Source organism: Streptomyces sp. NPDC040545, assembly GCF_055595065.1.
Genome location: NZ_JBVIWA010000014.1, coordinates 146,686 through 165,875, shown reverse-complemented (window position 1 = coordinate 165,875; position 19,190 = coordinate 146,686). Strand labels below are relative to the sequence as shown.

The window sequence follows — 19,190 nt, the reverse complement described above, 5'->3', positions numbered from 1 at the left end:
AGGCAGGGTTAGGGTTGAGCCAACTGTCCGAATTTCGAGACGAGTTGTCGCCGACGGATGTGCACGAGCGTGCTTCCCGGTCGGTACGAGGAGTCGTGAGTGGGTTTCGACGAGGAGTGGGGGCGGCTTCGGGCCGCCGCGACGGAGCGGGTGGACGCGGGGGTGCCGGCGGAGCCGGCCGCTCCGGCGCCCGCGCCGGAGGACGCCGGTGCGGTGGACGCGGCGGCGGCCCGCGAGGCGGTACTGGAGCGGCTGGCTGATTTCCGCAGCCGGGCGGTGCTGGTGCCGCTGGACGAGCGCGGCGGCCTGTGGACGGCGGAGCTGGGCGGGCTGGACTGGATCTGCGCGTTCTCGGGGCTCGAGACGCTGGCCCGGTTCGCCGAGGCACGCGGTGAGGCCGGGCGGGAGTGGCCGTACCGGCGGATCGTCGGGGCACGGCTGCTGGACGAGGTGATCCCGGCGCTGGACTTCCCCTGCGGAGTGGCGCTGGACGCGGCGGGGCCGGACGGGGTCGTCTTCCCGCCGGTGCGGGGGCTGGTGCCGGACGGTGCGGCGCTCGACGGGGACGTACGGGAGGAGAAGGCGTGAGCGGGGACGGGGCGGACGTCGATGTCTCGAAGCAGGCGCTGGGACAGATAGCGAAGGGCATCACGGACACGCTGGGCGAGCTGAAGGAGCTCGGGATGGTGGGTTCGGCCAGCATGGGCCGGGGCTTCTCGGATCTGGCGCTGTCGGGGATGGAGAGCGGGCACGAGGGCCTGACGGCCTCGATGAAGACGTTCTGCGAGCGCTGGGAGTGGGGCGTACGGGCGCTCGTGCAGCAGGGGAACCAGTTCGCGTTCGACGTCGGTCTGTCGGCGGGTGTGATGCACGAGCAGGACCAGTACATCCAGGGCAGCTTCAAGGTGCTGACGAACTCCGCGATGGGCAATCCTTACGCGTCGGAGAAGGACGTCATCGACAAGGACTGGGGTGAGGTCCTCTCCGACAACCCGTACACGCAGATCCGGGACGCGGACTACAGCGACGAGTCCTTCGAACGGGCGCGCGAGAACAGCAAGGAGGCCTGGAAGGGCGCCGTGCGCGACGTCAACAGCTCGGACATGCTCCTCGGCAACCAGATCATCAACGCGACGGGGATGCGGGACGAGGTGGACGCGGCGGTGGACGACTGGGTCGGTCCGGCGCCGCAGCCGCAGCCGCAGCCCTCGGGCGGTGAGCGCTGATGGCGGACTGGGGCGGTCTCCTGGACAAGGGTCTGGAGAAGCTGGACGACGGCTGGGAGGGTGCGAAGAAGGTCGTCGGTCAGGGGGTCGACAAGGCCACCGACGGGATCGGCGCGGGCCTGGAGTACGTCGGGGCGGACGACTGGGCCGACAAGGTCGAGGACTGGGGCGACGACGTCGCCTCGAACCTGGGTGCTTCGGTCGGCGAGCAGCAGCTCGGCCAGACCGAGCAGGCGAACGAGCTGGTGCACGGCAAGCCCGCGAAGATCCGGGAGTCGGCGAAGCACCTGACGGACTTCCACGGGGCGTTCGACCGGGTCGGCCAGGGCATGCGGGCGCTGGACTCCGGCCACTGGAAGGGGCAGGCGGCCGAGGCGTTCCGGCAGAAGTTCGCCATGCACCCCACGGACTGGCTGCACGCCGCCGACGCCTGCGAGGCCGCGGCGGGCGCGCTGAACCGGTACGCGGAGACGGTGGAATGGGCGCAGACGCAGGCGCAGCAGGCCATCGACCTGTACAAGGCGGCCGTCAAGGCCGCCAAGGACGCCCACGAGACGTACATAGCGAAGGCCAAGACCTACAACGCGGCGGCGGAGGCCGGCCGGGATCCCGGGCCGGAGCCGCAGAAACCGGTCGACGTGGGCAAGGCCGACGGCACGCGGGCCCACGAGATCCTGAACGAGGCCCGCAGGCAGCGCGACGAGGCCGCGGGGGCCGTGGCCAAGGCGATGGAGGCGGCGCTGGAGCACGCCCCCAAGGAGCCCTCGGCGACGGACCGGGCCCTGGCCGGGCTCACCGACTACTACGGCGGCCAGGCGGTGGAGCTCAACCACTTCGTCGGCGGCGTGGTCAAGGGCACGGCGGGGCTGCTCAACTTCGCGCGTGGCCTGAACCCGATGGACCCGTACAACCTCACCCACCCCGCCGAGTACCAGCAGAACCTCAACATGACGCTGGCCGGCCTGGTGTCGACGGCCGCCCACCCGGAGCGGATCCCGGGCGCGCTGATCGACAGCTTCAAGAACGACCCTTCGGAGGGCCTGGGCCGGCTCGTGCCGGAGCTCATCGGCACCAAGGGCTTCGGCGGTGCCCGGGCGGGGGTGCGGGTCGCGGAGGCTGCGGCGACCAAGCCGTCGGCCTGGTCGCATCTGGCGAAGCCGACCAAGGGCGTGACCGAGCGGCCCTCGATCCACGCCGACTCGGTCGGGAAGAAGGACGCCCAGAAGTTCATCGACGACCAGTACCCGTGGCTCAAGGACATGAACAACACGAACATGCCGGGCTACCAGTACAACTGCACCAACAACGTGGTGACGCTGGACCGCCGGCTGGACGGCGTGGAGGTCTCGGCCGCGCCGAAGACCGGGCCGGGCGACATCCCGTACAAGGAACTCGGTGTGGAACCGAGCGCGAAGAAGGTCGTCAGCAGCTACGACGACATCGTCAAGGACCTCGAACAGCGGGGGCCGGATTCGCGCAGTGTGGTCGCGATCTCCCGCCACGGGATGGCCGGCCACGTCTTCAACGCGGTGAACACCCCCCACGGAGTCGTCTTCCTGGACGGCCAGACGGGGAAGCTGGCCACACTTGAGACACACAACATCAGCGAGATCGCGCATGTCCCCTACCGCTAGCGTCGTCAGGAATCAGAAATGCTCACGTTGAACGAGGCCGTCGAAGCGGCCCGGGTCCGCCTCGAGCAGGCGTTCGCCACGGAGCCGTGGACGATCGTGCTGCGGCCGGAGCTCACCCAGGAGCACGAGCTGGCCTGGATCGTCCGGTACGACACCCAGGAGAGCATCGACGCCGGGGATCCCCTGGTGGGTCCGTTCAACAAACTGGTGATCGTGGCCAAGGACGGCTCGCGCGTGGACTTCCCGCCGACGCACCTGCCCCTCGACGAGTACCTCGCCTACGTGCGCCACGGCGGCTGGGAGCGGGCCGGTACGGCGAAGACCTCGAAGGCCGAGCCGTGGCAGACCGCGCTGGAGTGGCTGCTGTCCACGTACAACGGGCTCGTCGAGCTGGTGAGCATCGAGCCCGTCGCGCAGGACGCCGGGACCTGGCTGTTCGCCTGCCGGACCACCGAGCAGCCGGGCTATCCGCGCACGCCGATGCTGGCGGCGTCGCTCGTGGTGCCCAAGGACTACGGGGAGCCGTTCCACCCGGCCTCCTGCGATCCGTGGGGCGACGCCGCGGCGTACACGCGTGATCCGGTCGAGCGCGACCCGCAGGCGCAGGCGAGGCGGCTGAACGCCCGCGGCTGCGTGGTCACGACGGCCGCCGCGATCGCGGGCGGCCCCTCGTCGCCGCTGCCGTGGCAGCCCGCGCACGAGGCGCCCGGCTGGTGGGAGCTGCTGTTGCGCCGCTACTTCCCCGCCGCGCGCGAGCTGCGGTGCGCGAGCTGGGACGAGGTGATCGCGCGGGCCGAGGAGACCGGACCGGACACCCAGGGCGTGGTGTGGGTGCGGCGCGTCATCGGCGGCAGCGAGGTCAGCGGGCACCTGCTCTACGCGCACAACAACAACGGCCAGGTGGTGTTCCTGGACGGGATGACCGGCGGGCTGGCACGGCTGGACCAGGTCGGTGTGCTGCAGCTGGTCTTCGCCCGGGTCGAGCCCGGGGCCGGGGTGCCGCCGACCGCGCCCGACCTGGCCACCGCCCGGCACAAGGCCGAGCAGTGGCTGAGGGACACGTTCGCGGATCCCGTCGAGCTGGTGGAGCCGGCCGCCGAGGACGAGACCGCCCGGGGGTGGCTGTTCGCCTGCCAGACCACCGCCGCGCTGCGCACCGGTGACTGGCGCCACGCGATGCTCGACGCCGCGGTGGTCGTGCCGAAGGGGCCGCAGGAGCCGTTCCTGCTGCCCAACGCCGACCCCTGGGGGTTCCTGGCCGCCTGGGACCGCGACGAGCCCGCGGGGCCGGTGCCCGCGCCGGACAAGGCCGACTGGTTCGGCTCCACCATGGCGGAGCTGGGCCCGGTGCTGTCCGTCTCGGAGCATCCGACCGTGGCCGCGGCGGTCGGGGGTCTGAGGGCCCTGCCGGCCGGGGGCCGGGCCCTGGTGTGGGTGAGGCGGCTGGACGCGCGGGGGCGGGAGAGCACCGGAGTGCTCCTCGCGGGACTGCACAGCGAGTCGGGGATGGTGGGGCTGATCGACTCCTCCGCCGAGGAGCTGCGGGACCTGGACGGTTTCCACGAGTCCGGTGTCCGGGTGGTCCGGTACCGGTGAGGGAAGGCCGCGGCGGGGCGGCGGTCGACTTTCGTCGTGCGGGGCGAGACGAAAGAGGGCGGCCGGGCCGGGCTGCGGGTGTCTAGGGTCGGGCGCGTGGATGCGAAGGCGAAGACGCGGGCCGGCTGGGACTGGCTGAGGGGCCCGGAGCCGTGGACCCGGCGGATGCTGGCGGGGGACCTGGCGCTCGGCGGTGTGCTCGCCATCCTCGGCCTGGGCGTCGAGGAGGTCAGCCACGCCTCCGGTCCGCGCATGCTCGGGGGCGCCGTGGCGGTCATGGTGCTGACGCTGCTGCGCCGCAGGCTGCCGGGGACCACGCTCGTGCTCGGGGCGGCGGTCACCACCGCTCTGCCGGGGGCGTTCTTCATCCTGCCCCTGATGGGCTGGTCGGCCGGGCGGCGGATCGTGGGGGTGGGCCGGGCGCTGGCCGCCTTCACGCTGGCCTTCGTCGCGGCGGTCGGCTTCAGCGTGCTGGACCAGTGGTCGCAGATGAAGCCGCTGCTCGTGATCGTGTTCTCCACGCTGATGTTCCTCGCGATGACGGCGATGCCGGGTCTGGCCAGCCGGTACTGGTCGCAGCGCCGGACCCTGCTGCGCGCGCTCCAGGAGCGCAACGGGCAGCTGCTGCGCGAGCGGGCCATGGTCGCCGGGCAGGCGAGGCTGCGCGAGCGCCAGCGCATCGCCCAGGACATGCACGACAGCCTGGGTCACCAGCTGGCGCTGATCTCCGTGCACACCGGCGCGCTGGAGGTGGATCCGAAACTCACCGACCGTCAGCGCGAGGCGGTGGGCGTGCTGCGGCAGGCCTCGGTGGCCGCGATGCACGAGCTGCGCGAGGTCGTCGGCATCCTGCGCGACGGGGTGGAGGCCCCCGCGCCCGTGGAGGAGGCCCAGCCCGCGGCGCGCGGTGTGGCCGGTATCGCGGGGGTCGTGGAGGCGGCACGGGGGTCGGGGACCGACGTCCGGATGACCACGTCGGGGCAGCCGAGGCCGCTGGTCGCGGCCTGCGACCACGCCGCGTACCGGATCGTGCAGGAGGCCCTGACGAACGCGTACAAGCACGCGCCGGGGGCGCCGATCGCGGTGGAGCTGCGGTTCGAGGACGACTCGCTGGTCGTGGAGATCGCCAACGGGCCGTCGGCCGGTCCCGCGCCAGACGAGGTGGTGTCGGGCGGGCAGGGGCTGACGGGGCTGCGCGAGAGGGCCCGGCTCGTCGGCGGGATGGTGCACGCGGGACCCGCCGAGGGCGGCGGGTTCCGGGTGGCCGGGGTCCTGCCGTACGGGGCGGAGCCGGCCGGGGTGGAGGACGTGGCCGACGACTTCGGGCAGCGGGCGCAGGCGCAGGCCCGTACGCGCGGCCGCCTACGGGGGCGGGGGCGCGACGGGGAGCAGCCGATGGACTGGGAGGCGGTGGACCGGGAGCTGGCCGTGCGCATGCCCAGCCGGTCCGGCGGCCTCGCGGTGGGCTGCGGGGTCGCCTTCGGGGCGGTGGTGCTGCTGGTGATCGCGTTCGGCGCCGCGGTGGTGCTGATGATCGACTCGGCGAGTGACGCGATGATCGACCAGGACGAGTTCGACGCCGTGCACGTGGGCGAGGCGGAGCAGGCCGTCCGCGACCGGCTGCCGAGCGGGGAGAACTTCCTGACCGCCGGGGCCGCCCGCAAGGGGCCGCCCAAGCCGGCGGGCTCGGAGTGTCTGGCCCTGCTGGCCGAGGACCAGCCGAGCGGCCTGGGAACGGACCGGATCTTCCGGTTCTGCTTCAAGGACGGCAAGCTCGTGGAGAAGCAGGAGTACGAGGTCAAGCAGTAGGAGCGCGGTGTGACAGCCGAAGTGATCAGAGTGGTGATCGCCGACGACGAGCCACTGATCCGGGCCGGGATCAGGATGATCCTGACCTCGGCGCCGGACATCGAGGTCGTCGCGGAGGCGGCCAACGGCAGGGAGGCGGTGGACCTGGCCCGCTCGCACGTGCCCGACGTGATGCTGCTGGACATCCAGATGCCGGTGATGGACGGGCTGACGGCGCTGGGGGAGCTGCGGCGTGCCGTGCCGCAGGTGCGGGCGCTGATCCTGACCACCTTCGGAGAGAAGGAGAACGTGCTGCGGGCGCTGGGCGAGGGCGGGGCGGGATTCCTGCTGAAGGACTCGGCGCCGGGCGAGCTGATCGGGGCGGTCCGGGCGGCCGCGGCCGGGGACGCGTACCTCTCGCCGGGGGCGACCCGGCACGTGGTGGACCAGCTGGCGTCCGGGAAGGCCGCCGTGCGCGGTGAGGTGGCCCGGCGTCAGGTGGCGGAGCTCAGCGAGCGGGAGCGCGGTGTGCTGGCGCTGCTGGGCGAGGGGCTGTCCAACGCGGACGCGGGCCGGCGGCTGCACATGAGCGAGGCGACCGTGAAGACGTACGTGAGCCGGATCCTGGCGAAGCTGGACTGCGAGAACCGCGTACAGGCCGCGCTGCTGGCCAGGGACGCCGGGCTGTAGATACGGTCAGCCCGTTCGAGAAGCGATCAATGAAGTGAACGGGTGGGGGCGGCGTCGATGGCGGCGATTGCGGGTCAGCGGATTCCGGACGTGGCGGGCTTCGCGCCGAGGGTGGCGGCCGGTTCGCCGAAGGAGGAGGGCAAGGCGCTGCGCGCCCGCCTGCCGCGGTCGGCGCACGCCGCCTTCGTGGCGCCGGCCGGGCGGCCGGACGCCGTGCGCGCGGTGGAGGAGTCCAACGCCGGGCGGGTCGCCGAGCTGACTCCGATAAGGGTCGGCCGGATGGCCGCGAACCCCTTCGCGTTCCTGCGCGGCGCGGCCGGGCTGATGGCCCACGACCTGTCCGGCGGTCCGGTGACCGGGGTCGGCGCGCAGATCTGCGGCGACGCGCACGCGGCGAACTTCGGTCTGTACGGGGACGCGCGCGGGCGGCTCGTCATCGACCTCAACGACTTCGACGAGACCGTGTTCGGCCCGTGGGAATGGGACGTGAAGCGGCTGGCGGCCTCGCTGGTGCTGGCGGGCCGGGTGGCCGGCGCGGACGAGGACACCTGCCGGGCGGCCGCACTCGACGCGGTCGGCGCCTACCGGCGCACCATGCGGCTGCTGTCCAAGCTGTCCGCGCTCGACGCGTGGAACGCCATCGCCGACGAGGAACTGGTCTCGCACGCCGACGCCCGCGATCTGCTGGGCACGCTGGAGCGGGTCTCGGAGAAGGCCCGCAACAACACCTCCGCGCGGTTCGCGGCCAAGTCAACGGAGATAGGGCCGGACGGCGGCCGCCGCTTCGTCGACGCGCTGCCCGTGCTGCGCCGCGTCGGGGACGCGGAGGCGGCGGCGGTGGCGGCTTCCCTCGGCCCCTACCTGCAGACGCTCCAGGGTGACCGGCTGCCGCTGCTGGCCCGGTACGCGATCCAGGACGTGGCCTTCCGCGTGGTGGGCACCGGCAGCGTCGGCACCCGCTCGTACGTGGTCCTGCTGCTGGACCACCGGGGCGAGCCGCTGGTGCTCCAGGTCAAGGAGGCGCGGCCCTCGGTGCTGCTGCCGCACCTGCCCGGGCTCGGCTTCGTCTCGGCGCCTGAGGAGCACGAGGGCCACCGGGTGGTGGCGGGGCAGAAGCGGATGCAGGTGGTCTCCGACATCATGCTGGGCTGGACCACGGTGGAGGGCCGCCCCTTCCAGGTGCGGCAGTTCCGCAACCGCAAGGGCAGCGTGGATCCGGCGGCGCTGGCCGTCGACCAGATCGACGACTACGGGCGGATGACCGGCGCCCTGCTGGCCCGGGCGCACGCGCACAGCGTCGACCCGCGGCTGCTGGCCGGGTACTGCGGGAAGAACGACGAGCTGGACGAGGCGATGGCGACCTTCGCCGTGGCCTACGCCGACCGCACCGAGGCCGATCACGCCGACCTGGTGGCGGCGGTACGGGCCGGCCGGATCGCGGCGGAGACCGGCGTCTGACGGTGGCGGAGGGCCCTGTCGCCGGGGGCGGTGTTTCACGTGAAACACCGCCCGCGCGGACGGGCCGTAGGCTGGCCGGGTGAGCGAGCAGACCGAGCAGCCTGAGCAGACAGTCCCCGGTGATTCCGGTGACTCCTCCGTCAACGGTGGGGAGCGCCCGGAGGCGCGCCTGGAGCGGGCCGTGCGGGCCGCCGAGCAGGCGCTGATCGAGTTCGAGATCGCGGTGGAGACCTTCCGGGTGGAGGTGGAGAACTTCTCCCGCCTGCATCACCAGAAGCTCGGCCCGATGTACACGAGGCTCGACGAACTGGACGCCCTGATCGCCGAGGCGAAGGCGTCCCGCAGCGGCGATCCCGAGGACCTGCGACGGGCGCAGGAAGCGCGCTCGCTGGTCATGCCGATGCCCGGGGTGGACGAGCTGTTCCACGACTGGCTGGGCTCGGACGGAATCTCCGACGATGCCTCCGCGATGCTGACCGACCGGCCCGTGCGGCCGCCGGAGCGGGTGCGGCCCTCGGAGGAGGTGCGCCGCCTCTACCGCGAGCTGGTCCGACAGGCCCACCCCGACCTCGCCCAGGAGGAAGGCGAGCGGGAGCGGCGCGACGCGTTCATCGCGCGGGTCAACGCGGCCTACGGGCGCGGCGACGAGGGACTGCTGCGCGAGCTGGCCGAGGAGTGGGCGGCGGGACCGGCGCCCGAGGCGGCGGTACCGGGCGAGAGCGAGGAGCTGTACGCCCGGCTGGAGTGGCTGGCACGCCGCAAGGAGCTGCTGTCGCTCGTGGCCAAGGAGCTGGAGGACAGCGCGATCGGGTCGATGCTGAGGATGGCGCCCGAGGACCCCGACCGGCTGCTGGAGGAGATCGCGGACCAGCTGCTCGCGCAGGTCTCCGAGCGTGAGGCGGAGCTGGCGGCGGAGCTCGCCGCCGAGTGAGGCCGGTCCGCCCGTACCGGGTGGTCGGATAGGTTGGCAGCAGATCCGTGAAGAGAGAAGGCGACAGCTATGAACTTCGGACCGCTCCCCTCGGTGGATGCCACCGCGGTGCCCTCCGAAGGCTTTGTCCTTGACGTCCGTGAGGACGACGAATGGGCGGCCGGCCACGTCGAGGGTGCCCTGCACATCCCGATGAGCGATTTCGTGGCCCGCTTCGGCGAGCTGACCGAGGCCGTCGAGGACGGCCGCCGGGTGTATGTGATGTGCCGGGTCGGCGGGCGTTCCGCGCAGGTCACCCAGTACCTGGTGCGCCAGGAGATCGACGCGGTGAACGTCGACGGCGGGATGCAGGCCTGGGACGGTGCCGGGCGCCCGATGGTGACGGACAACGGGAACCCGGCCTTCGTGCTCTGACCCCTGACCGCGGAGCGGGCTCAGGCGAGGGGGTGGGCGGCCAGCAGGTCGCCCAGGGCCTCCTCGTGCGCGGCGGCCGGGCCGAGCTGGAGCTCCAGCTGCTTGGCCCATGCGTGGTAGCGGTGCAACGGGTAGTCGGTGTCCGCGCCGAAGCCCCCGTGCAGGTGCTGGGCGGTCTGTACGACCCGCCGCACGCCCTCCGAGGCCCAGATCTTGGCGACCGCGACATCACCGGAGCTCGGCAGCGGACCACCGGCGCCGCCGGTCGCGGCGTCGAGCCGCCAGGCGGCCTGCCACAGGGTGACCTCCATGGCGCGCAGGTCGATGTACCGGTCGGCGGCCTGGACGGCGACGGCCTGGAAGGTGGCCACCGGAAAGCCGAACTGTTCGCGCTTGCCGGTGTACGCGCTGGTCATGGTGAGTACGTTCTCGCCGAGTCCGAGCGCCAGCGCGCAGGTCCCGGTGGCCAGGAGCTGGCGCAGCCGTTCCCAGGCTCCCGGGGTTTCGATGAGGTGGGTCCCGTCCACCCGCACGCCGTCCAGGGCGAGTTCGGCGAGCCGCTCGCCGCTCGTGGAGACCTGCTCGGCCAGGGCCAGCCCTTCGGCGGCCCGCGGGACGAGCGCGAGGACGGCCTCGCCCTCGCCGGTGTGCGCGGGTACGGCGATCCAGTCCGCACTGTGCGCCCAGGGGACCGCGGTCTGCGTGCCTTCAAGGATCCACGTCTCGCCCTCGCGGCGGGCGAGGACGGCCAGTTCGGCCGGGTCGTGGCCGGAGCGCCCGTGGGCGGCGGCGGTGAGCACGAGCGTGCCGCGTCCCGCGCCCGGCAGCAGGGCGGCGGCCAGTTCGGGGCTGCCGTGGGCCTGCACGGCCATGGCGGTGGCGCAGTGCTCCAGCAGCGGGACCCGCGCCAGCACCCTGGCGGCCTCGCGCAGCACCAGGCACAGGGCGACGGCGTCCAGGCCCGCTCCCCCATGCTCCTCGGCGAGGACCAGGCTCAGCAGGTCCGATGAGGCGAGCTTGGCCCACAGCGGGCGGTCGAAGTCGTCGGCGACGGCCCCCGGGGTCAGCGCGGGGCTGGGCACGCCGTCGGGCGCGACATCGGCGAAGACGGCCCGGGCCGCCTCGACGGCGGCCTGCTGCTCCTCGGTGAAGGTGAAGTCCACTGCCTGTCCTCCCGCACGTTCGGGTCTGACGGTGTCGCCTCTGACGGTTGTCGCGTCTGACGGTGCGTCAAGATAGAACAGGTTCTTGAAAATGGACAGGCCCCTGTCGTGGGACAGGGGCCGGACCCGAGGGACGTCCTCCGCTCAGCGGTCGAAGTCGATCTCCACTTCCTCCGTGACCGGGTGCGACTGGCAGGCCAGGACGAATCCGGCCTCCGTCTCCTCGGCCTCCAGCGCGAAGTTGCGCTCCATCCGGACCTCGCCCGAGACCACGAACGCCCGGCAGGTGCCGCAGACGCCGCCCTTGCAGGCGTACGGGGCGTCCGCGCGGTTGCGGAGCACCGCGTCCAGCAGGGACTCGCCGTCCTGGACCGGCCAGGTGCCCGAACGGCCGTCGAGCCGTGCGGTGACCCGGCCGAGCGCGGGAGCCGGGGAACCCGCGGGGCGGGCCGCCGGCGCGGTGTCCTCGACGTGGAAGATCTCCTCGTGCACCCGGGTCCGTGCGACGCCGAGCGCGCCCAGAGCCCGCTCCGCGCCCTGCACCAGACCGTACGGGCCGCACAGGAACCAGCCCGTCACCTCCGTCACCGGCAGCAGCGCGGGCAGCAGGGCCGCCAGCCGCTCCTCGTCCAGCCGCCCGGAGGGCAGACCGGACTCCTGCTCCTCCCGGGAGAGGACCGTCACCAGCTGGAACCGCGCCGGATACCGGTCCTTGAGGTCGGCGACCTCCTCCAGGAACATCGTCGAGGCCGCCGTACGGTCGCTGCGCACCAGGCAGAAACGGGCGTCGGGCCGGGCGGCCAGCAGGCTCGCCGCGATCGACAGCACGGGCGTGATGCCGCTGCCGCCGACGATCGCCGCGTAGTGCCCCGCGGCCGGGGCGGCGGCGGGCTCCAGCACGAAGCGCCCGGCCGGGACCATGACCTCCAGCACGTCCCCGGCGGCGATCTCCTTGTGGGCGAAGGTGGAGAACTCGCCGCCCTCCACCAGCCGCACGCCGACCCGCAGCCGCTCCGGGCCCGGGCCGTCCGCGGACGGTGCCGGGGAGCAGATCGAGTAGGTGCGGCGAACCTCCGTGCCGCCCTCGGGAGCGGCGCGGCGCAGGGTGAGGTGCTGGCCCGGGGCGTGCCGGTAGTCCGCGCGGAGCTCCTCGGGAACCCGCAGGGTCAGTGCCACCGAGTCGTCGGTGAGCCGGTCGACAGCCGCCACCGTCAGCGGGTGGAACGCGCCGTGGCGGGGGGCGGCCATCTAGAGCTCCTTGAAGTGGTCGAACGGTTCGCGGCAGGCGGTGCAGCGGCGCAGCGCCTTGCATGCGGTGGAGGAGAAGCGGCTGAGCAGCTCGGTGTCGGTCGATCCGCAGTTCGGGCACCGGACCGACAGGGTGAGCGGGACCGGTCCGCCGGCCGCGTGCGGCCGGGGCGGGGCGATGCCGAACTCGGCGAGCTTGCGCCGGCCCTCGGCGCTGATGTCGTCGGTCGACCAGGCGGGGGCCAGCACGGTGGTCACCCGGACCTCGGGGATGCCGTGGCCGTTCAGGGCCCGCTCGATGTCGGCGGACATGGCCTCGATGGCCGGGCATCCGGTGTAGGTCGGGGTCAGGGTGACCTCGGCGTGGCCATCCTCGTGCATCCGCACCCCGCGCACCACGCCGAGCTCACCGAGGGTGAGCACGGGCAGCTCCGGGTCCGGGACGGAGCCGGCCAGCGCGGCCAGTTCCGCCTCCAGGCGGGTCGTTCCGGCGTCGGTGGTCACCATGAGGCCCCCGGGTGGCTGCGGTGCAGGTGCTGCATCTCGGCGAGCATCCGGCCGAAGGACTCGGTGTGCAGGCCCTGCCGTCCGGCTCCGGCCGCCCAGGCGCCGGTGCGCGGCCCCTGGGGCAGGTCGAGGCCGGCCCGCTCCAGTACGCCGGTCAGCGCGGTCAGCCAGCGCTCCTCCAGGGCGGTCAGGTCCAGGCCGCCCTGGCCGTCCAGCGGCTGGAACATCTCGCCGGTGTACTTCCACAGCGCGTCGAGGGCGGCCCGCATACGGCTGCGGCTCTCCTCGGTGCCGTCTCCGAGCCGCAGGGTCCACTGCTCTGCGTGGTCGCGGTGGTACGCGGTCTCCTTGACGGCCTTGGCCGCCAGCGGCGCGAACGGGCCGTCCCCGCGGGCGAGCTCCCCGTAGACCTCGTGCTGGTAGAAGGAGAAGTAGAGCTGGCGGGCGATGGTGTGGGCGAAGTCGCCGTTCGGCTGCTCGACCAGCTGGAGGTTGCGGAAGGACCGCTCCTCGCGCAGGTACGCCAGCTCGTCCTCGTCGCCGACCATGGACAGCAGGATCCGGGCCTGGCCGAGCAGGTCGAGGGCGATGTTGGCGAGGGCGACCTCTTCCTCCAGGACGGGGGCGTGTCCGGCCCATTCGCCGAGGCGGTGGGAGAGGATCAGCGCGTCGTCGCCGAGCGCGAGTGCCGCGGCGGCGGTGGCGCCGGTGAGGCGCGTGGTGTCGGTGCTGGTCACAGGTGGCTCACCCCCTCCGGGATGTCGTAGAAGGTGGGGTGCCGGTACGGCTTGTCGGCGGACGGCGCGAAGAAGGGGTCCCGCTCGTCCGGGGAGGAGGCGGTGATCTCGGTGGAGGGCACCACCCAGATCGAGATGCCCTCGTTGCGCCGGGTGTAGAGATCGCGGGCGTTGCGCAGGGCCATCTCCGCGTCGGGGGCGTGCAGGCTGCCCGCGTGCGTGTGCGAAAGGCCGCGGCGCGAACGCACGAAGACCTCCCACAGGGGCCAGTTCTGCGTCATACCCGTGCCTCCTCGTTCTGTCCGGCGTGCTTCGCCGCTTGCTGTGCCACCTGCTGTGCCGTCTGCTTGCGCGCATACGCGGCGGCCGCGTCGCGCACCCAGGCGCCTTCCTCGTGGGCCTTGCGCCGCTGGCCGATCCGCTGCTCGTTGCAGGGGCCGTTGCCCTTGAGCACGTTCCAGAACTCGGCCCAGTCGATGGCGCCGAAGTCGTGGTGCCCGCGCTCCTCGTTCCACTTCAGGTCCGGGTCGGGCAGGGTCAGACCGAGGGATTCGGCCTGCGGGACGGCGATGTCCACGAACCGCTGGCGCAGTTCGTCGTTCGAGTGCCGCTTGATGCGCCAGGCCATGGACTGGGCCGAGTGCGCCGACTCGTCGTCCGGCGGGCCGAACATCATCAGCGACGGCCACCACCACCGGTCCACCGCGTCCTGGGCCATCGCGTGCTGGGCCTCGGTGCCGCGGGAGAGGGCGAGGAGCAGCTCGTACCCCTGGCGCTGGTGGAAGGACTCCTCCTTGCAGATCCGGACCATGGCGCGGGCGTAGGGCCCGTAGGAGCAGCGGCAGATCGGCACCTGGTTGGTGATCGCCGCGCCGTCCACGAGCCAGCCGATGGCGCCGACGTCCGCCCAGGTCAGGGTGGGGTAGTTGAAGATCGAGGAGTACTTCTGCTTGCCCGAGTGGAGCTTGTCGAGCAGCTCGTCGCGGCTGGTGCCGAGGGTCTCGGCCGCGCTGTAGAGGTACAGCCCGTGGCCGGCCTCGTCCTGGACCTTGGCCATCAGGATCGCCTTGCGGCGCAGCGAGGGCGCGCGGGTGATCCAGTTGGCCTCGGGCTGCATGCCGATGATCTCGGAATGGGCGTGCTGGGCCATCTGGCGCACCAGGGAGGCGCGGTACTCGTCCGGCATCCAGTCGCGCGGCTCCACGCGCTCGTCGGCCGCCACGGCCGCGTCGAATGCCGCCGCGAGCTGTGCGCCCAGGTCAGCAGTCATGCCTGTCCCGTCCGTCCCGTCTGTCCCGAGGGCCGTGTCCGGCCCCGTCTCCGGGGTCACTGCCACCATTCCGGCCCCCTGCCAGAGTCCGCCGTCCGCCCGACCGACCGATCGTTCGGTTCATACGCTTCAATGGTGGGTCGGCGGCCCGTAGGGTGTCAACCTCTGAGGTCAACCCTGTGGATGCCGGACGATCGGGTGGGGATGGATTCGAACGAGCACGAGCCCGCCGGAGGGGCCGCTCCGCCGCCCCCGCGGACGCCCGGAATCGCCGGTCTGTCCGCCCCGTACCGGGTCGTGACCGCCCTGGCCCTGGGGGTGATCGCGGTGGCCGCCTGTACGCACCTCGCACTCGTCTTCCTGCACGTCGCCCCGGGCAACACCCTCAGCAAGCAGCACGCGAAGACGATCGACGGCTGGGTCTACCCCGAGTTCGAACAGAACTGGAAGCTGTTCGCCCCCAACCCGCTGCAGCAGAACATCGCGGTGGAGGTGCGCGCGGAGGTCAGGACGGGCCACGGCGAGGTGGTCACCACGCCCTGGCACGACCTGAGCGCCGAGGACGGCGAGGCCATCCGGCACAGCCTGCTGCCGAGCCACACCCGGCAGAACGAGCTCCGCCGCGCCTGGGACTTCTTCACCGGCTCCCACGACGAGGACAACAAGCCGAACGGCGAGCGCGGGCAGCTGTCCGAGGAGTACCTCCGGCGGATCGCGCTGAACAGGCTCCCCCCGTATGCGCGGGACGGGATCCTCCTGCGGATCCAGCTGCGCTCGGCGACCACGGCGGTGCCCGCGCCGAAGTGGAGCACCGAGACCACCGACACCCAGACCTACTACCGGGAGCTGCCGTGGTGGACGGTGTGAGGCGCGCCCGCGAGGCGGCGGGCCGGACGGCCGCCCGGATCACCGGGCAGGCACTGGGCCCGTACCAGAGCGCCGTGGTCCGCATCGGCTTCGCCGCCACCTGGCTCTTCTTCCTGCTGCGCGAGTTCCCCGACCGCGCCGAGCTGTACGGGCCGGACGGGCCGTGGAGCTGGGACCTCGCGGAGCGGCTGATCGATTCCAACCACGCCTTCACGGTGCTCATGTGGTCGGACTCGACGCTGTGGTTCGAGCTCGTCTACGCGGTGTCCGTGCTGGCGAGCGTGGGGCTGATGCTGGGCTGGCGGACGCGGGCGACGTCCGTGGTCTTCATGGTCGGCGTGCTGTCGCTGCAGAACCGCAGCGTGTTCATGGGCGACGGCGGGGACAACGTCATCCACCTGATGGCGATCTACCTGGTGCTGACCCGGTGCGCGCAGGTCTGGTCGCTGGACGCCCGCCGGGCCCGTACGCGCGGCTCGGCGACGGCCGGGGCGGCCGGGCCGGTGCTGTGGGGCGTGCTGGGCGCGGTGTTCGCCTTCGGCGCGGTGACCGGCCGGTTCGGCTACGGCTGGCTGGCGGCGTTCGCGGCGCTGTGGGTGGTCTGCGGGCTGTGGTGGCTGGTCGACCGGCACGAGCCGGAGGGCGAGGCGCGGGCGGTCCTGGATGTCCTGGCCAACCTGCTGCACAACGCCGGCATGCTGGTGATCATGGCGGAGGTCTGCCTGATCTACGCGACGGCGGGCTGGTACAAGATCCAGGGGTCCCGGTGGCAGGACGGGACGGCTCTGTACTACCCGCTGGGGCTGGACTACTTCACCCCGTGGCCGGCGCTGTCGGCGCTGGTGGCGGGCAGCGGGACGCTGGTGATGCTGCTGTCGTACGGGACGGTGGCGGTGCAGGTGGCGTTCCCGTTCACGCTGTTCAACCGGCGGATCAAGAACGTGCTGCTGGCGCTGATGATGCTGGAGCACGCGGGGATCGCGGTGCTGCTGGGGCTGCCTTTCTTCTCGCTGGCGATGATCGCCGCGGACGCGGTGTTCCTGCCGACCGGGTTCCTGGTGTGGGTGGGGGCGCGGGCCGCTGCGCGACGGCGGCGTGCGGTGGACCAGGTGGCGGGTCCCGCCGAGCCGGCGGCGGTCCGGGTGCCCGCACCGCGCTGACGGCGCCCCGCGGCGCCGCTCCCGGGGTCCGGGGCGGCGTACGGCGGACCGTAGGGTCGGGGGTATGGACGACACGGTGCGGGAATGGCGGGAGGCCGAGCAGGCGGGGGATCTCGTGCTGCTCGACGGGTTTCACGCGCTGAAGCACGCCCTGCGGTTCGGGGCCGATGTGCGGATGGTCATCGCCGAGGACCCGGGCGCCGTACGGGCGCTGGCCCGTGAGCTGGCTCCGGACGTCGAGGCCGCCGTGGTGCGGCTGGTGCGGCGGGCCGGGCTGGGGGAGGTGCTGCCGCGCGTGCATCCCACCGGGGTCGCGGCCCTCGCGGTGCGGCCCGACCGGGCCGCCGGCATCGCGGGGCTGGGGCGGATGCCGCGGCCGGCGCCGGTCGTCGTCCTCGACAACCCCCGCAATCTGGGCAACGTCGGAGCCGTCGTCCGGCTCGCCGCCGGCTTCGGCGCCACCGGCGTCGTGACCCGCGGCGACCTCGACCCCTGGCACCCGAACGTGGTCCGGGCCGGGGCCGGGCTGCACTACGCCACCACCGTCGAGCGCCTCGCACTGGACGAGCTGCCGCCCGGGCCGCTCTACGCGCTCGACCCCGAGGGCGCGGACATCCGTGCCCTCACCCTCCCGGACGACGCCCTGCTCGCCTTCGGCTCGGAGCGCCACGGGATCTCACCGGAGCTGCGCGCCCGGGCGGACCACCTCGTCTCCCTGCCGATGCGCCCCCAGGTCTCCAGCTACAACCTCGCCACCAGCGTGGCCATGACCCTCTTCCACTGGGGCGGCCCCCCGGCGGCCCGCGAACAGGGCGGCGAGGACTCCTAGGAGGCCTCCGACCGCGATCGCCGCGGCCGCGCCGAGCGTCGCCGTGTCCGGGTGGACCAGCGCCTGGCCGCGCAGCGCCTGCCAGGTCACCAGCGCGAACACCGCCGCGTAGACCGCGGCCGCGACCAGGGCCAGGCGCAGCCGCACCCGCTCCCGGCGCAGCAGGGCGAAGCGCCCGGCGAGGGCGGCCAGCAGGAGCACGAACAGCGGGAGCAGCTGCAGGGCGTGCATGCCGAAGAAGTGCGGGATGCGCAGGTCACCGCCGGTGGTCGACCAGCCGGTCAGCGGCATGGCGGGCCCGCCGTCCGGCACCCCCACGCTGTGGGCGCCCGCCACCGGTGCGTCGTCGACCGCGAGCTGGGCCTCGGTGGGGGTGGTCATCAGGAAGCCGAGTCCCGCGCCCGCGAGGGCGAGGACGGCGGCGATCCGGATCGCCCAGGTGGTGGCCCGGTCGGCGGCGCGGGACCGGAAGAGCAGGACGGCGATGACGAGCGTGGCCGTCCACAGCACGACGACGGTGACGGCCATGGCGCTGTAGATCTGCGCGTCGAGGGCGGTCTGCCGGTTGAAGTGGCTCTGCCGGCCGCGGACCACCTGACCCGTCATGAGCAGCATCTCCACCATGCTCGCCGCGACGACGACGCTGCCGGCCCACCAGGCGGCCCTGCGCAGGCGAGGGCGGGCGGCGACGGCCAGGGAGAGCATCCAGGCCAGGCTGAGCGCGTAGCCGACGAACGAGACGGCGAACTTGAAGGGCTTGGCCCAGATCGGGGCGCCGACCAGCACGCGGCCGTCGACGGCGAGACCCACGGCCGAGCCGACGGCCCACACCACCATCACGCCGGCGAACACGGTCAGTGGACGGTGCCAGGTACGTAACGCAGACATGGGACCCCCAGGGAATGGATAGTGACGCTCGCCGCTATCTGATAGCCCCACTATCTATGATGGGCGGGGACGGGGCAAGAAGAAACGAGTGAAACGCCATGCGCATCGGAGAGCTGAGCCGCCGAACCGGGGTCCCGGTACCGACGATCAAGTACTACGTCCGGGAGGGCCTGCTTCCGCCGGGCGAGCTGAGCAGCCCCAACCAGGCCAGCTACGACGACGGGCACGAGCGGCGGCTGCGGCTGATCCGCGCCCTGCTGGAGGTCGGCGGGCTGTCGGTGGCGGCCATCGGGGACGTCCTCGTGGCCATCGACGACAAGGAGCGGCCGGTGCACAAGCTGCTCGGCGCCGCGGCCCAGCGGCTGGTGCCCGAGTACGGCGACGGCGGGGGCCACGACGACGCCGAGGCGGTGCTGGCCCGGGAACGGGTGACGCGGCTGATCGAGGCGCGCGGCTGGTGCGTCCAGCCCGGGAACAAGGCGGCCGGCGCGCTTGCGGCCGCCCTCGCCTCACTCGCGCGGGTGGGCCACGGCTCCTTCGCCGAACTGCTCGACGACTACGCCGACGCGGCCGAGCGGGTGGCCCGGGCGGACCTGGAGTACACGGCCCGCCACGGGGACCGCGAGGGCCTGGTCGAGGCGGTGGTCGTGGGCACGGTGGTGGGCGACGCGGTGTTCGCGGCCCTGCGCAGGATGGCCCAGGTGGACGCCTCCTCCCGCCTCTTCGCCGAGGAGCGGCAGGAGTAGGAGGAGGGCGCGGTCCACCCGGGCCGGGGTTCTGCGGG

At 72.9% G+C, this 19,190-nt stretch carries 19 protein-coding genes and 1 pseudogene; 13 read left to right on the top strand and 7 right to left on the bottom strand.

Annotated elements, in window-relative coordinates; all coding sequences use genetic code 11:
* Positions 1-99: 99 nt before the first annotated feature.
* The 9 genes from ACZ573_RS25450 (at position 100) to ACZ573_RS25410 (ending at position 9,737) form a co-directional block, all read left to right on the top strand.
* On the top strand, positions 100-588 hold the full coding sequence (locus ACZ573_RS25450; RefSeq protein WP_471307865.1) for a hypothetical protein: 489 nt from the start codon (positions 100-102) through the stop codon (positions 586-588).
* Positions 585-1,226: a hypothetical protein gene (locus ACZ573_RS25445; protein WP_471307862.1), complete on the top strand. Its 642-nt coding sequence runs from the start codon at positions 585-587 to the stop codon at positions 1,224-1,226. The genes ACZ573_RS25450 and ACZ573_RS25445 overlap by 4 nt, the downstream gene beginning before the upstream one ends.
* Entirely contained in the window at positions 1,226-2,860 is a 1,635-nt protein-coding gene (locus ACZ573_RS25440; RefSeq protein WP_471307860.1) for a putative T7SS-secreted protein, read from the top strand. The genes ACZ573_RS25445 and ACZ573_RS25440 overlap by 1 nt, the downstream gene beginning before the upstream one ends.
* Before the next feature lie 18 nt (positions 2,861-2,878).
* Complete coding sequence (locus ACZ573_RS25435; RefSeq protein ID WP_471307857.1) at positions 2,879-4,456, top strand: YrhB domain-containing protein; 1,578 nt, start codon at positions 2,879-2,881, stop codon at positions 4,454-4,456.
* Between the two features lie 96 nt (positions 4,457-4,552).
* Entirely contained in the window at positions 4,553-6,265 is a 1,713-nt protein-coding gene (locus ACZ573_RS25430; RefSeq protein ID WP_471307854.1) for a sensor histidine kinase, read from the top strand.
* Positions 6,266-6,274: 9 nt separating this feature from the next.
* Positions 6,275-6,934, top strand: coding sequence for a response regulator (locus ACZ573_RS25425; protein WP_390796227.1), 660 nt, complete (start codon positions 6,275-6,277; stop codon positions 6,932-6,934).
* Between the two features lie 57 nt (positions 6,935-6,991).
* Positions 6,992-8,392 (top strand): DUF2252 domain-containing protein, encoded by a 1,401-nt coding sequence (locus ACZ573_RS25420; RefSeq protein WP_471307851.1) that lies wholly within the window; start codon positions 6,992-6,994, stop codon positions 8,390-8,392.
* Between the two features lie 169 nt (positions 8,393-8,561).
* On the top strand, positions 8,562-9,323 hold the full coding sequence (locus ACZ573_RS25415; RefSeq protein ID WP_471307994.1) for a hypothetical protein: 762 nt from the start codon (positions 8,562-8,564) through the stop codon (positions 9,321-9,323).
* A gap of 69 nt (positions 9,324-9,392) precedes the next feature.
* Positions 9,393-9,737 (top strand): rhodanese-like domain-containing protein, encoded by a 345-nt coding sequence (locus ACZ573_RS25410; RefSeq protein ID WP_109779232.1) that lies wholly within the window; start codon positions 9,393-9,395, stop codon positions 9,735-9,737.
* Between the two features lie 20 nt (positions 9,738-9,757).
* Here ACZ573_RS25410 and ACZ573_RS25405 read toward each other — a convergent pair whose 3' ends face one another.
* The 6 genes from ACZ573_RS25405 to paaA form a co-directional block, all read right to left on the bottom strand.
* The gene (locus ACZ573_RS25405; RefSeq protein ID WP_471307849.1) at positions 9,758-10,900 is read right to left on the bottom strand and encodes an acyl-CoA dehydrogenase family protein; all 1,143 of its coding nucleotides are present in this window, start codon (positions 10,898-10,900) and stop codon (positions 9,758-9,760) included.
* A 144-nt stretch (positions 10,901-11,044) separates the two neighbouring features.
* Positions 11,045-12,148 (bottom strand): 2Fe-2S iron-sulfur cluster-binding protein, encoded by a 1,104-nt coding sequence (locus ACZ573_RS25400; RefSeq protein ID WP_471307847.1) that lies wholly within the window; start codon positions 12,146-12,148, stop codon positions 11,045-11,047.
* Positions 12,149-12,655 carry a 1,2-phenylacetyl-CoA epoxidase subunit PaaD gene (paaD, locus tag ACZ573_RS25395; protein ID WP_471307845.1) on the bottom strand — a complete coding sequence of 169 codons (507 nt, stop codon included), beginning with the start codon at positions 12,653-12,655 and terminating at the stop codon, positions 12,149-12,151.
* On the bottom strand, positions 12,649-13,392 hold the full coding sequence (gene paaC, locus ACZ573_RS25390; protein ID WP_471307843.1) for a 1,2-phenylacetyl-CoA epoxidase subunit PaaC: 744 nt from the start codon (positions 13,390-13,392) through the stop codon (positions 12,649-12,651). The genes paaD and paaC overlap by 7 nt, the downstream gene beginning before the upstream one ends.
* A complete protein-coding gene (gene paaB, locus ACZ573_RS25385; protein WP_030817166.1) occupies positions 13,389-13,673 on the bottom strand; it encodes a 1,2-phenylacetyl-CoA epoxidase subunit PaaB in 285 nt (94 codons plus the stop codon). Before paaB ends, paaC begins: the two co-directional genes overlap by 4 nt.
* Positions 13,670-14,731, bottom strand: coding sequence for a 1,2-phenylacetyl-CoA epoxidase subunit PaaA (gene paaA / locus ACZ573_RS25380; protein WP_390796234.1), 1,062 nt, complete (start codon positions 14,729-14,731; stop codon positions 13,670-13,672). The genes paaB and paaA overlap by 4 nt, the downstream gene beginning before the upstream one ends.
* Positions 14,732-14,866: 135 nt before the next feature.
* Between paaA and ACZ573_RS25375 the strand changes: the two genes are divergently transcribed.
* The 3 genes from ACZ573_RS25375 (at position 14,867) to ACZ573_RS25365 (ending at position 17,518) form a co-directional block, all read left to right on the top strand.
* Entirely contained in the window at positions 14,867-15,529 is a 663-nt protein-coding gene (locus ACZ573_RS25375) for a DUF5819 family protein (RefSeq protein ID WP_471307839.1), read from the top strand.
* Positions 15,517-16,689, top strand: a complete 1,173-nt coding sequence (locus tag ACZ573_RS25370) for an HTTM domain-containing protein (protein WP_471307837.1) — start codon at positions 15,517-15,519, stop codon at positions 16,687-16,689. Before ACZ573_RS25375 ends, ACZ573_RS25370 begins: the two co-directional genes overlap by 13 nt.
* Before the next feature lie 64 nt (positions 16,690-16,753).
* A complete protein-coding gene (locus ACZ573_RS25365) occupies positions 16,754-17,518 on the top strand; it encodes a TrmH family RNA methyltransferase (RefSeq protein WP_471307835.1) in 765 nt (254 codons plus the stop codon).
* Here ACZ573_RS25365 and ACZ573_RS25360 read toward each other — a convergent pair.
* Positions 17,471-18,406: pseudogene (locus ACZ573_RS25360) on the bottom strand (hypothetical protein); the annotation flags it as partial. The gene ACZ573_RS25365 and the pseudogene ACZ573_RS25360 overlap by 48 nt on opposite strands.
* A gap of 98 nt (positions 18,407-18,504) precedes the next feature.
* Between ACZ573_RS25360 and ACZ573_RS25355 the strand changes: the two are divergent.
* A complete protein-coding gene (locus ACZ573_RS25355; protein WP_471307833.1) occupies positions 18,505-19,152 on the top strand; it encodes a MerR family transcriptional regulator in 648 nt (215 codons plus the stop codon).
* Positions 19,153-19,190: the final 38 nt, after the last annotated feature.